The following is an 11,526-nucleotide window of genomic DNA, read 5'->3' as shown; positions in this document are numbered from 1 at the left end:
GCTCGTCCAGTATGGCGAGCTATCGTCCGAGTTTGTACGGTGCCGGGCGCGAGCCGGGGCCGAGTCGTGCCATGGCGCGCAGGATGTGTTTGGGCGGGAGTTGCCAGCGCAGACGTGCGGGAACAGCGCGCAGCAGGGTGCCCGTGGCACGCAACTGGCGGGTGACGGCGGCGGGTTTCGGCGCCGGTCTGCCGTACAGCTCATGGGCGTACGGTGGCAGAGCGGCGTACGCCAGGTGTGCCACGCGCCGCCACAGCACCTCGCGCGCCGGGACGAGCAGGGGGTGCGTCGGCGGGCGGAGCAGGAAGTCGTCCACCGCGCGTGCCTCGGATCCGCACGCGAGCTCGGGCAGGACCTTCTCGAAGTACGCCGCCATCTCGGCCCGGTTCGCCGGTACGGCGTCGGGATCCAGGCCCACCAGGCGGGCGCTGACCCGGTGTTCGTCGATGTAGCGGTCGGCCTGCGCGTCGGTGAGGCGGAAGCCGGAGCGCCGTGCGACCTGGAGATACGAGTCGATCTCGGCGCAGTGCACCCACAGCAGCAGCTCGGGTTCGTCGACGCCGTACCGCTCCCCCGTGTCCGGGTCGGTCGCGCTCAGCATGCTGTGGATCCGCCGCACGCGCGCGCCGGCCTTCTCGGCGGCCTCGGTGGTGCCGTACGAGATCGTCCCGACGAAGTTGGCGGTGCGCAGGAGACGGCCCCAGGCGTCGTGCCGGAAGTCGCTGTTCTGCATGACGCCGCGTACGGCGCGCGGATGGAGGGCCTGGAGGTAGAGCGCGCGGATTCCGGCGACCCACATCATGGGGTCGCCGTGCATCTGCCAGGTCACGGAGCTCGGGGTGAACAGCCCGGGGTCGCCCATGCCCGCAGGCTAACGCCGCACCCTCGGCATCCCCAGCCCGATCCACGAGATGATCTCCCGCTGGATCTCGTTGTTGCCGCCGCCGAAGGTGAAGATGACGGCCGAGCGGTAGCCCCGCTCCAGCTCACCGTGGAGCACGGATCCCGCCGAGCCCTCCTTCAGCGCACCGGGTGCGGCGACGATCTCCATCAGCCAGGCGTACGCGTCCCGGCGCGCCTCGGAGCCGTAGACCTTCACGGCGGAGGCGTCCTGCGGGGTGAGTGTGCCGTCCTGTACGGCGCTCACCATCTTCCAGTTCAGCAGCTTGAGGGCGTCGAGCTTGGCGTGGGTCTGGGCGAGGCGGCGGCGCACCCAGGGGAGGTCGACCACCCGGCGGCCGTCGGCGAGCTTGGTCTCCATGGCCCAGCGCTGGACGTCGTGCAGGGCGCGGATGGCCATGGTGCCGTGGGCGGCGAGGGTGACGCGCTCGTGGTTGAGCTGGTTGGTGATCAGGCGCCAGCCCTGGTTCTCGGCGCCGACGCGGCGGGAGACCGGGACACGGATGTTCTCGTAGTAGCTGGCGGTGGTGTCGTGCGAGGCGAGGGTGTTGATGAGGGTGCAGGAGTAGCCGGGGTCGGTGGTCGGGACGAGGAGCATGGTGATGCCCTTGTGCGGCGGTGCGTCCGGGTCGGTGCGCACGGCCAGCCAGACCCAGTCGGCGGTGTCGCCGTTGGTCGTCCAGATCTTCTGGCCGTTGACGACGTACTCGTCGCCGTCGCGCACGGCGCGTGTCCGCAGGGCCGCCAGGTCCGTGCCCGCGTCGGGCTCGCTGTAGCCGATCGCGAAGTCGAGCTCGCCGGAGAGGATCTTCGGCAGGAAGTACGCCTTCTGCTCGTCCGTGCCGTACTGCATGATCGTCGGGCCGACGGTGTTGAGCGCCATCAGCGGCAGCGGTACGCCCGCCTGGGCCGCCTCGTCGAAGAAGATGAACTGCTCCATCGCGGTCAGGCCGCGGCCGCCGTACTCCTTGGGCCAGCCCACGCCGAGCCAGCCGTCCGTGCCGAGCCGCCGGATCGTGCTGCGGTAATAGCGCTTCTGGGCGGCCGGGTCGGTGAAGCGGGTCTGCGCGAGGTCCGGCACCAACTTGGCGAAGTAGTCACGCAGTTCGGTGCGCAGCCGCTGCTGCTCGGGCGAGTATTCGAGATGCACGGCGCCTCCAGGCTCCCCAAGGCCGGTCCTGTCGGCGCACACCGTAGAACGTGTTCCAGAAATTGGGAATGGCGAGGAGCGGCGGGATGCGTTCCGCCCCGCTGCGGCGTCGGCGCTGGGAGTGTCAGTCGAGCGTGCTCATGAAGTCCGTGCAGGCCCGTGCGCAGTCGCGGCAGGCCTTCGCGGCGTCCTCGGCGCCCGGGTGCCGGTCGAAGACGTGGGCGCACTCCAGGCACACGGTCCGGGTCCACTCCAGCTGGACGCGGATGGCGGCCTCGGCCCCTTCGTCCATACGGCCCTGCTCCGACAGCACACGGCAGGTCGCATCGCACACCTCTGCGCACAGGATGCCCTTGCGTCGCACGAGGTCCTGGTCCTCGGCCGCGTCCGGATCGACGAGGCTCGCACGCAGGGCGCAGGTCCGGGCGCACTCGGTGCAGGCCTGTGCGCACGCGAAGCGGTCCTCGAGGAACTGGACGAGCTCTTGCTGGGATGCTGTCGATGTCACACGGGGCGGGTAGCCGGAGCCGGGGGCACCAAACCCGACCGTCACGCCTTGTGGCCTGGCGTTCCAGCTTTCCAGCTGGTCGTGGCAAACGGGTTCTTCACGGATGCCGTGCGTGTTCATCGACGTGCCAGGGGTACCCGCGAGCCCATGGACACGACTTGGATGGACATCGCCGCAGGTCGGGGCGCGCTCGCCGTCGGGTTGCTCGTCGCAGGTGTGGTCGTCGTGGCGCTGCTCATCGGCGCCTTCGTCCTGGGCGCCCGGATGAGGCGCCGGGAACCGCGTCCGCCCCGTCCCGAGGAACAGCCCAAGCTGCCCGCCGAGGGCCCGGTCCACGAGGTCCGGGAGCACCGGGAGCCCGCCGAGGTACCGAAGAGCGATGAGCGGATCACCCCGCACGACCTCCCCGCCCACGGCAACATGCCCTCCCGCACCAGCCCGTCGCAGGAACGCCCGCGCTGGAGCGAGGGCGGCAGCGGGTCATTCGGCAGCGGCGGTACGTGACGTCTCCGGGACCCTTCGGAGGCCTACGCACGAGCACACCCTGTCACCCGCCTGCCGGCGTCCGCCCCGACCAGCGTGGGGAAGCCCACGGTTCGTAGCAGCGAGCCGTGAGGGAGGCGTCACGAATGCGCCTCACCCTGTGTAGCCGCCCCCGTCGGCGAACCTCCGTGCCAGGTTGCGATGGTGCTCCACCGCCCCTGGGACCAGGCGCCGGCAACGGTGCCGGTGGACGTGCAGTGACGGTCGCCGGTCAGTACGGTGCTGTTCTGGCGTTCGAAGCTGGGAGGCGGCATGGCCGGCAACAACGTGGAGAAGCTGCCGCGCAAGGTCTACGAGAAGGAAATGCTGCGCCTGCAGTTGGAGTTGGCGAAACTGCAGGAGTGGGTGCGGGCCGAGGGCGCCCGGCTGGTCGTGGTCTTCGAGGGACGGGACGCGGCGGGCAAGGGCGGCACGATCAAGCGGGTCGCGGAGCACCTCAATCCCCGGATCGCGCGGATCGCGGCGCTGCCCAAGCCGACCGAGCGCGAGCGCACCCAGTGGTACTTCCAGCGGTACATCGGGCATCTGCCCGCTGCCGGGGAGATCGTCCTGTTCGACCGCAGCTGGTACAACCGCGCCGGTGTCGAGCACGTCATGGGCTTCTGCAGCAAGGAGGAGTACCAGCTCTTCCTGCGCCAGTGCCCCCTCTTCGAGCGGATGCTGGTGGAGGACGGGATTCTGCTGCGCAAGTACTGGTTCTCGGTGAGCGACGAGGAGCAGCAGGAACGCTTCCGGCGCCGCCTTGAGGATCCCCTGCGGCGCTGGAAGCTGTCCCCGATGGACCTGGAGTCGGTCGCCCGCTGGGAGGAGTACTCGCGGGCGAAGGACGAGATGATGGTGCACACCGACATCACCGAGGCGCCCTGGTACGTCGTCGAGAGCGACGACAAGCGCAGGGCCCGGCTTAACATGATCGCCCACCTGCTCGGCTCCGTGGCGTACCAGGCCGTACACCCGCCCGAGCTGGACCTGCCCGAGCGTCCGGAGTCGACCGGATACCGGCGGCCGCCGCGCGATCTGCAGAACTACGTTCCGGACCACGCGGCGAGCCTGTGAGTCTCACCCCCCGCCGGACCGGACGACGGCGACCGGGCACTGCGCGTGGTGCAGCAGGGCCTGACTGACCGAGCCGAGGAGCAGTCCGGCGAACCCGCCCCGGCCGCGTGCCCCGACCACGACGAGCCCGGCGTCGGCGCTGGCCTCGACGAGGGTGTGGCGGATCCGGCCGCGCACCAGCCTGCGGCGCACGGCGACGTCGGGATATCGCTCACGCAGCCCGCCCAGCGCCTCGGCGAGCACGCGCTCCTCCTCGTCGCGCAGCCGGCCCTCGTCGTACGTCACGAAGGGCGGGTCGGCGGGGCTGTCGTAGGCGCGCTCGGACCGGACGCTCCAGGCGTGCAGCGCCACCAGGTCGGTGCCGTGCGCGGCCGCCACGGCGAAGGCGAACTCGACGGCTCCGCGTGCCGCGGGCGAGCCGTCGACGGCCAGGAGAACGGCCCCGTCCGGGTCCGGTCTGCCGCGCACCACCAGCACGGGGCAGGCGGCGTGGGCGGCCATGTGACCGGCGGTGGAGCCGAGCAGCAGGGCGCCGAAGCGATTGTGGCCCCGGCTTCCCACCACCGCAAGGGACGCGGTGCGCGACTCGATCTCCAGCACTGTCACCGGTTCTCCCACGACGACGTCACGCGTGATCTCGATGTGCGGCGCCAGTTCGTGGGCGCGCTGCTCGGCCTTGGTGAGCGTGCCGTCGATCAGCTCGCGCATTCCGGCACTGTGCGGCTCGAAGGGCCGCCCGCCGTGCGGGATGTGCGCGGCCGGCCAGCCGAAGGCGTGCACCAGCCGCAGCCCCACACCGTGCAGCCCGGCCTCGCGCGCCGCGATCTCCACGGCCGCCATGCTCGACGGCGAGCCGTCCACCCCTACGACAACCGGGCCGTGCATCGCGCTCCCCTTTCCGCGCAGGATCCGCGAGGGTTGTCCTCCCAGCGTCTCCCCGTCTGCCGCATCCCGCACCGGGCGGGACGTCACGAGGAGCGAAGCCGCCGATGAGACGGATGGGCCGGGTCAGTCGCGCAGCACCAGCCGTCCTGTGTCCCCCGGCTGCAACGTCACACCGCGGCCCGGCAGCCGCACATCGATCGGTGACGCGTCGGAGGACGGCACCTCGATCTCCAGCAGCCCGCGCTCCAGGCGCAGCCGTACGCCCCAGTGGCCCTGGTAGCGCAGGGGGAATCCGTAGGAGGACAGCTCGGGCAGCGGCACGGGGTCCAGCCACAGGGCGCCGCCGCGGGTCTCCAGGCCGGTCAGTCCACGCTGGACGAGGTCGAGGGTGCCGGCCATGGCGCCGAGGTGGATGCCCTCGCCGGTGGTGCCGCCCTGGACGTCGGCGATGTCGCCCTGGAGGGCCTCCTGGACGAACGTCCACGCCTCGCTGCGCCGGCACCGGGCCAGGACCCAACCGTGGACCAGGCCGCTGAGGGTGGAGCCGTGGCTGGTGCGGTGCATGTAGTAGTCGACGGTGCGCTGCCACATGTGCTCGTCCAGCCGGACGCCCAACCGATGGAACAGACTGCCCAGTTCGGACGGAGCGAAGAGGTAGCCCAGCATCAGGACGTCGGCCTGTTTCGAGGCCTGGTAGCGGTTGACGGTGTCACCCTCGGCCTCCAGGATCCGGTCCAGCCGCCGGATGTCCCCGTACTGGCCTCGATAGCCGTGCCAGTCGAGCTCGGCCAGGTCGCCGTAGCCCGCGAACTGGCTGATGACGTCTTCGTGGAACGGGACGTGGAGGGTGCGCGAGACGTCGTCCCACCGTTCGAGCTCGCTGCCGTCCAGGCCGGTGCGCTCGGCGAGTTCGCGCCGGCGGGGCTCGGGGAGGTTCTCCAGCAGTTCGAGCGTGCGGGCGAGCACCCAGGCCGCCGTGACGTTGGTGTAGGCATTGTCGTCCAGGCCGGGGGCGCCGGCGCCGGGGTACGCCTCGTGGTACTCGTCGGGGCCGACGACGCCCTTGATGCGGTGGCGGCCCAGGCTGTCGTCATAGACGGCCTTGTCCGCCCAGAAGCGGGCGATCTGGAGCAGCATCTCGGCGCCCTTGGTGTGCAGGAACTCCATGTCGCCGCTCGCCTCGCAGTACTGCCACACGTTGTACGCGATCGCCGAGCCGACGTGATGCTGGAGCCGGGAGTGGTCGGGCAGCCAGCGTCCCGAGCGCGGGTTGAGATGGAGCTGCTGCGTCTCCTCACGGCCGTCGCTGCCGCTCTGCCAGGGGTACATCGCGCCCTTGTGGCCCGCCGCCCTGGCGCTGGTGCGGGCCTGTTCGAGGCGTCGGTGGCGGTGGCGGAGCAGGGCGCGGGAGACCTCCGGGAAGTGCATGTTGAGGTAGGGCAGCACGAACAGCTCGTCCCAGAAGACATGGCCGCGGTAGGCCTCGCCGTGCAGTCCGCGGGCGGGGACGCCCACGTCGAGGTCGGCGGTGTGCGGGGAGAGCGTCTGCAGGACGTGGAAGAGGTGCAGCCGCAGGATGCGGCCCGACTCGCCGGGGACGTCGAGCGCGGCCCGGCGCCAGAGCTGGGCCCAGGCCGTGAGGTGCGACCCGACCAGCGCGTCGAAGCCGGGGGCGCTGCCCACCCGGTCGACGGCGGCGTGCAGCGGGTCGCTGATCGCCGGGTCGCGCGAGGTGTGCAGGGCCACGGTCTTGTCGACGGTGACGGTACGGCCGGGTGCCAGGTCGATCGTCAACCGCTGGAAGGCGTACGGCCGTTCGTGGCTGATCGTGCCCGGTACGTCGGCGTCGGTGGTCAGTCGGGAGGCGATGCCGATCCGGATGTCGGAGGTGCGGGTGCGGCAGCGCAGCCAGACCGTGTCCGGTGCGGAGGTGCCGCTGTGGATGTGGGTCAGATGGCGGCCGTCGAGGTCCCGGTAGCGGGCCACGCCGGAGTTGGTGACGCCCCCGTCCAGGGCTGCCTCCACTTCCAGCGGACCGGAGAATCCCTCGGCCGTGAACTCGGTGCGCAGCGCGGCCAGATGAGGGTCGCCCATGTGCACCATCCGCTGCTGACGTACCGTCAGCACACCGTCGTCGCCGAGACCGTACCGCGTGCGGCGCTCCAGCAGCCCCACGGACAGGTGCAGCATCAGCCGGTGGTCGAGCACGTTCGCGGTGTCGGGGAGGATCCAGTCCCCGCCGGGGAGGCGGAAGCGCAGGGGCAGCCAGTTCGGGACATTGACCATGTCCTCGTTCTCGACCCGGCGGCCCGCCACCTTGGAGGTGAGCCGGTTGTAGATGCCGGCCACATACGTCCCCGGATAGTGGACCTCGTCGGCGGCGCACTCGGGGAGCGCGCCCCGGCTGGCGAAGTAGCCGTTGCCGAGCGTGCACAGCGATTCCCGGAGTCGTTCGTCGCCGGGCTTGTAGCCTGCGTACTCCCAGCTCCAGCCCGTTCCGTCGACGACCTCCGAGCCGAGATCCGTTCCATCGGCCTTCGCGATCAGCTCCGCTTCCTCGGCCGACGGGACCAGGTCGGCTCCCTCGGCGGCCTCCAGACTCCGATCCATCACGTCGGCGCTCCTCCCGCACAGAGTTCTCCGAGGTCCCGGACGACGATGTCGGCGCCGTGCCGCAGCAGCCGCGCCCCGGTGTCCGCACCCGCGGCCCGGTCCACGCCGACCACCAGGCCGAATCCGCCGCGCCGACCCGCCTCCACGCCCGCCAGGGCGTCCTCGACGACGACGGCCTGACCGGCGGGGGCGCCGAGCCTGCGGACCGCCTCCAGGAAGAGGTCGGGCTCCGGCTTGCCCGCGAGCCCCAGGCGAGCCGCCTCACCGCCGTCCACCAGTGCGTCGAACAGGGCGAGCACCCCGGCCCGCTCCAGCAGCTCACCCGCGTGCCGGGAGGCGGAGGCCGCCGCGCGGGGTACGCCCGCCGCGCGCAAGGCCTTCACCAGCCGTACGGTCCCCGGGTAGGAATCGACGCCGTGCTCGCGCAGCCTCTCGGTGAAGAGGCGCTCCTTGTCCTCGGCGACGGCCCGAACCGTCTCGTCCGACGCGTCGATGCCGCGTGCGGCGAGAAAGGCCGCGGCACCGTCGAGGCGGGACTTGCCGTCCACGTGGCGCAGATAGTCGTCCCCCGCGTCGAAGGGGCGGCGTTGACCGGGGTCCTCGGGCGGGTGGGCGTGCAGGTAGGCGTCGAAGGCCACCTTCCACGCGGCTGCGTGCACCCGGGCCGAGTCGGTGATCACTCCGTCGGTGTCGAAGACGACGGCGCGCATGTCGCGCAGAGCGGGGGCGAGCGCTTCGCGCGCCCCGTCCGGGGTGAGGGGTGAGTGCATCGATCACCCCCGCCGCGGCAGGTCGGCGGCCGGGCCGGGTGCGGGGCAGCACCGTGGGCGTACGGCATCCGGGGGATGTCCGTGTGCACCGGCGTCACAGAACGCGAACCGCACGACGTCCCTCACCTCCACTCGACGGCGCTCCCGCGTCCGGCGGGATCCGCTCATGGGTACCCGCCGGGCCCGTGTTGTCACCACCCGGCACCGCTGCCGCCGCCTCCTGCTGCAGAGGTGCGCCGACCGTCCCTGGCGCATCAGCCGCGCGCATGGTGTGCTGGAGGTGACGGGAAGGACCCAGACCGGCGCGGGGAAGCGGATGACGGCCGCGCACCGCGCAATCAGGATCCGCGAGAAGTGGATAGGGCCCTTCCCGCCCCAGTGTCCTGCTCCGTCCCCGTGATGTCGCCCGGGCGCCCCTTGTGCGTCAGTCGCCCCGGTAGAGCCCTGTGAGCAGTTCGATCGCCGCCTGCGCTGCGGGAGGCGGGTCGTCGCGCCACCAGGCCAGCCGTACGGCGATGGGTTCGGCGTCCCTGAGCGGCCGGTAGACGACGCCGGGGCGCGGGTACTGGTGGGCGGTGGCCTCGGCGGTCATGCCGACGCAGCGGCCGGTGGAGATCACCGTGAGCCAGTCGTCGACGTCGTACGTCTCCTCGGTCGCCGGACGCGAGTCGGGCGGCCACAGATCGGTCGTCGTGGTACCGGTGCGACGGTCGACCAGGAGGGTACGGCCGCTCAGGTCGGCCAGCCGGACCGAGCGGCGCCGGGCCAGCGGATCGTCGGCGGCCACGGCGCACAGCCGCCGCTCCAGTCCGACGATGGCGGTCTCGAACCGCCGGTCGTCCACCGGCCTGCGCACGACGGACAGATCGCAGGCGCCTTCCACGAGCCCCGCGGTGGCCGAGTTGACGCGGACGAGCTGCAGGTCGGTTCCGGGGTTGGCGGCGGCCCAGCGACGCTGGAACGCCGGGGTGTGCCTGCCGAGCGCCGCCCAGGCGTAGCCCATCCGCAGCCGGGCGTGCCCGGAGGCGGCCTCCCGGACCAGGTCGTCCACCTCGCCGAGCACCCGCCGGGCGTGCGCCAGGACCCGCAGTCCGGTGCCCGTCGGCGTCACCTCGCGGGAGGTCCGCCGCAACAGCCGTACGCCCAGGGCGCGTTCGAGCGAGGCCAAGGAGCGGGAGACGGCCGCCTGGGAGACGCCGAGGGCGATCGCGGCGTCGGTGAATGTGCCCTCGTCGACGATCGCGACGAGACAGCGCAGCTGCCGCAGCTCCAGATCCGTGGCTCGATCCATGACTCAAGCGTATAGATGGCTCCGCGGACGCATTTTGCGCAAAGATCGAGCGGTCGCACGATCGGCGTATGCGCACCCGCCCCGCACCCGCGTCCGCTACCGCGCTCGCGCCTGTTCCCGCGTCCTCGCCCGCTCCGGTGTCCTCGCCCCCGGTTCCGCTCGACGGCCCCGCGCAGAGCGGCGGACGTCTCGCCGGTGTGGCCACGATGCTCGGCAGCGGACTGTCCACCCAGACCGGCGCCGCGATCGGCTCCCTCGCCTTCCCCGTCCTCGGCCCGGTCGGTGTCGTCGCCGTGCGCCAGTACGTCGCCGCCGTCGTCCTGCTGGCCGTCAGCAGGCCGAGGCTGCGCTCGTTCACCTGGAGTCAGTGGTGGCCGGTCGCCGCGCTGGCCCTGGTGTTCGGCACCATGAACCTCACGCTGTACTCGTCGATCGAGCGCGTCGGCCTGGGCCTGGCCGTAACGCTGGAGTTCCTCGGCCCGCTCACCATCGCCCTGGCCACGTCGCGCCGCCGCGTGGACGTGTGCTGCGCGCTGATCGCCGCGGCCGGTGTCATCACCCTCATGCGTCCGCAGCCCACGACCGACTACGTGGGGCTGGCGCTGGGTTTGCTGGCCGCCGCCTGCTGGGCGTCGTACATCCTGCTCAACCGCACCGTCGGCCGGCGCATCCCCGGCGCCCAGGGCGCGGCGGCCGCGTCCGGCCTCTCCGCCCTGATGTTCCTGCCGGTCGGCGTGGTCATCGCCGTGCAGCACCCGCCCACGGCCGGCGCCCTTGCCTGCGCCGTCGCCGCCGGGCTCCTGTCCTCGGCCGTGCCGTACCTCGCGGACCTGTTCACCCTCCGGCACGTCCCGGCCCGGGCCTTCGGACTGTTCATGAGCGTCAACCCGGTCCTCGCGGCCGTGGTCGGCCTGATCGGTCTGGGTCAGGACCTGGGCGGGCCGGAGTGGGCGAGCATCGGCGCCATCGTCGCCGCCAATGCGCTGAGCATCCTCACGTCTCGGGACTGACGCGGGGCAATTCACCAACTCCCGGAGTGCGCAGGCGAGTTGTCGGTGCCGCCATCGCGCCTCGCGGATCAGATGGCGTCGCGGACGGCCCGTTCGAAGCCCTCGACATGGCTGCGGGCGAGCTGCGCCGCCTTGTCGGGGTCCCCGGCGACGATCGCCTCGACCAGCGGTCCGTGCTCCTCGACATGGCCGGCCATGTCGGACAGCCGGTCGACGAACAGACACCAGATGCGGGTCGCCAGATTGTCGTGGCGGACGAGGGTGTCCTCCAGGTACGGATTGTGCGTGGCGGCGTAGATCGCTCGGTGGACCTGAAGGTCCAGGTGCATGAGCTCGGCGGCGGCGCGCTGCCGGGGCCCCTCGCTCTCCAGTTCCACCCGCAGGGCCGTCAGGACGGCCCGGTCCGCGGCCGTCGCGCGGCGTGCGGCCTGCGCGGCGGCCAGGGGCTCCAGTTCCAGGCGTACCTCGGAGATGTGGGCCAGGTCGGTGATGTTCACGTCGGTGGCGAAGGTGCCGCGTCGGGGGTAGGTGGTGATGAGCCGCTCGTACTGGAGCCGCTTGAGCGCCTCACGCACCGGCGTCCGGCCGACTCCGAGCGACTGGGCCAGCTGGTCCTCGTTGATCGGCGCGCCCGGGCGGATCTCAAGCATGACGAGCCGGTCGCGAATGGCGCGGTAGGCCCGCTCGGCGAGTGACACTTCCTCGCCCCTGGGCGCGGTCGCCACGTTCTGCATGAGGCCCCCTTGACCTGTCCGGCGAGCTCTCATACCGTACCGCAGAGATTGATATATCAGTTGCTC

General features: G+C 71.7%; 11 protein-coding genes. 3 read left to right on the top strand and 8 right to left on the bottom strand.

Features of this window, described 5'->3' with window-relative positions; all coding sequences use genetic code 11:
• Nucleotides 1-19: 19 nt before the first annotated feature.
• From ACZ7L5_RS28710 to ACZ7L5_RS28700, 3 genes are all read right to left on the bottom strand, one after another.
• A complete protein-coding gene (locus ACZ7L5_RS28710) occupies nt 20-862 on the bottom strand; it encodes an oxygenase MpaB family protein (RefSeq protein ID WP_471519985.1) in 843 nt (280 codons plus the stop codon).
• Between the two features lie 9 nt (nt 863-871).
• On the bottom strand, nt 872-2,050 hold the full coding sequence (locus tag ACZ7L5_RS28705) for an acyl-CoA dehydrogenase family protein (protein ID WP_471519983.1): 1,179 nt from the start codon (nt 2,048-2,050) through the stop codon (nt 872-874).
• A 124-nt stretch (nt 2,051-2,174) separates the two neighbouring features.
• Nucleotides 2,175-2,558 (bottom strand): four-helix bundle copper-binding protein, encoded by a 384-nt coding sequence (locus ACZ7L5_RS28700; protein ID WP_362379732.1) that lies wholly within the window; start codon nt 2,556-2,558, stop codon nt 2,175-2,177.
• Between the two features lie 147 nt (nt 2,559-2,705).
• Between ACZ7L5_RS28700 and ACZ7L5_RS28695 the strand changes: the two genes are divergently transcribed.
• Together ACZ7L5_RS28695 and ppk2 are read left to right on the top strand one after the other, a co-directional pair.
• Nucleotides 2,706-3,062 (top strand): DUF6479 family protein, encoded by a 357-nt coding sequence (locus tag ACZ7L5_RS28695; protein WP_471519980.1) that lies wholly within the window; start codon nt 2,706-2,708, stop codon nt 3,060-3,062.
• A gap of 291 nt (nt 3,063-3,353) precedes the next feature.
• A complete protein-coding gene (gene ppk2, locus ACZ7L5_RS28690) occupies nt 3,354-4,157 on the top strand; it encodes a polyphosphate kinase 2 (RefSeq protein ID WP_471519978.1) in 804 nt (267 codons plus the stop codon).
• 3 nt (nt 4,158-4,160) lie between these two features.
• On the opposite strand, the gene ACZ7L5_RS28685 is transcribed toward ppk2, so the two are convergent.
• The 4 genes from ACZ7L5_RS28685 to ACZ7L5_RS28670 all read right to left on the bottom strand — a co-directional run bounded on the left by ACZ7L5_RS28685 (nt 4,161) and on the right by ACZ7L5_RS28670 (nt 9,716).
• On the bottom strand, nt 4,161-5,042 hold the full coding sequence (locus tag ACZ7L5_RS28685; protein WP_471519976.1) for a universal stress protein: 882 nt from the start codon (nt 5,040-5,042) through the stop codon (nt 4,161-4,163).
• A 123-nt stretch (nt 5,043-5,165) separates the two neighbouring features.
• On the bottom strand, nt 5,166-7,652 hold the full coding sequence (locus ACZ7L5_RS28680) for a glycoside hydrolase family 65 protein (RefSeq protein ID WP_471520204.1): 2,487 nt from the start codon (nt 7,650-7,652) through the stop codon (nt 5,166-5,168).
• Nucleotides 7,652-8,425 carry an HAD family hydrolase gene (locus ACZ7L5_RS28675; RefSeq protein ID WP_471519974.1) on the bottom strand — a complete coding sequence of 258 codons (774 nt, stop codon included), beginning with the start codon at nt 8,423-8,425 and terminating at the stop codon, nt 7,652-7,654. Before ACZ7L5_RS28675 ends, ACZ7L5_RS28680 begins: the two co-directional genes overlap by 1 nt.
• A gap of 424 nt (nt 8,426-8,849) precedes the next feature.
• Nucleotides 8,850-9,716, bottom strand: coding sequence for a LysR family transcriptional regulator (locus tag ACZ7L5_RS28670; RefSeq protein WP_471519972.1), 867 nt, complete (start codon nt 9,714-9,716; stop codon nt 8,850-8,852).
• A 68-nt stretch (nt 9,717-9,784) separates the two neighbouring features.
• On the opposite strand from ACZ7L5_RS28670, the gene ACZ7L5_RS28665 reads away from it, so the two are divergent.
• Nucleotides 9,785-10,726 (top strand): EamA family transporter, encoded by a 942-nt coding sequence (locus ACZ7L5_RS28665; protein ID WP_471519970.1) that lies wholly within the window; start codon nt 9,785-9,787, stop codon nt 10,724-10,726.
• Nucleotides 10,727-10,794: 68 nt separating this feature from the next.
• Here the strand turns inward: ACZ7L5_RS28665 and ACZ7L5_RS28660 are convergent, their stop codons facing one another.
• Nucleotides 10,795-11,460 carry a GntR family transcriptional regulator gene (locus ACZ7L5_RS28660; protein WP_362379720.1) on the bottom strand — a complete coding sequence of 222 codons (666 nt, stop codon included), beginning with the start codon at nt 11,458-11,460 and terminating at the stop codon, nt 10,795-10,797.
• Nucleotides 11,461-11,526: the final 66 nt, after the last annotated feature.

The sequence above is a fragment of the Streptomyces sp. NPDC107528 genome (genome assembly GCF_055639295.1).
This window is presented reverse-complemented; position numbering and strand designations above follow the sequence as displayed.